Source organism: Curtobacterium luteum, from assembly GCF_001475545.1.
Lineage (GTDB): Bacteria > Actinomycetota > Actinomycetes > Actinomycetales > Microbacteriaceae > Curtobacterium > Curtobacterium luteum_A.
Genome location: NZ_LDQC01000145.1, coordinates 1 through 666, shown reverse-complemented (window position 1 = coordinate 666; position 666 = coordinate 1). Strand labels below are relative to the sequence as shown.

The following is a 666-nucleotide window of genomic DNA, read 5'->3' as shown; positions in this document are numbered from 1 at the left end:
CGTCGGGACCGGCGTCCTCGGTGGGTTCACGACGTACAGCACGCTCGCCGACGACACCGCACAGCTGCTCGACGCCGGTCGCTGGGCGGCCGGCAGCGGGTACGCGCTCCTGTCGGTCGTGCTCGGACTCGCGGCCGTCGTCACCGGACTGTGGGTCACCGCGCGCCTGCGGCCTCGTCCTGCGGGAGACCCCTCGTGAACCCGCTCGAACTGCTGCTCGTCGCCGTCGGCGGAGGCATCGGTGCTGCGGTTCGCTTCCTCCTCGACGGTGCCGTGAAGGCGCGGGTGACCGTGTTCCCGCTCGGCACACTCGTCATCAACGTGTCCGGGTCGCTCGCGCTCGGCGTCCTCACGGGGGCAGGACAGGCCGGTGTGCTGGCGCTCCCGACGGTCGCTGTGCTCGGGACGGGCATGATGGGTGGGTACACGACGTTCTCGACAGCGAGCGTCGAGACCGTGCAGCTCCTCCGATCCGGCAAGCCCCGGCTCGCCGTCCTGAACGGCCTCGGGATGCTCGTCGTCTCGGTCGGCGCAGCCGCGCTCGGCCTGCTCATCGGAAGGAACACATGACCTCGGAACGCCCCGGCGAGCTCGTCCTCGTCCGTCACGGAGAGACGGAGTGGTCGAAGAGCGGGCAGCACACCGGCCGCACCGACATCCCGCTCA

Annotated in this window: 3 protein-coding genes; all 3 read left to right on the top strand. The window is 71.0% G+C overall.

What is annotated here, in order from left to right:
- A partial coding sequence (locus tag NS184_RS16725; RefSeq protein WP_193750552.1) for a fluoride efflux transporter FluC occupies positions 1–199 on the top strand: 199 nt, incomplete at its 5' end.
- Positions 196–570 (top strand): fluoride efflux transporter CrcB, encoded by a 375-nt coding sequence (gene crcB / locus NS184_RS16720; RefSeq protein WP_058727203.1) that lies wholly within the window; start codon positions 196–198, stop codon positions 568–570. The genes NS184_RS16725 and crcB, both read left to right, overlap by 4 nt.
- On the top strand, positions 567–666 hold a 100-nt coding region (locus tag NS184_RS18030), incomplete at its 3' end, for a histidine phosphatase family protein (protein ID WP_193750550.1). The genes crcB and NS184_RS18030, both read left to right, overlap by 4 nt.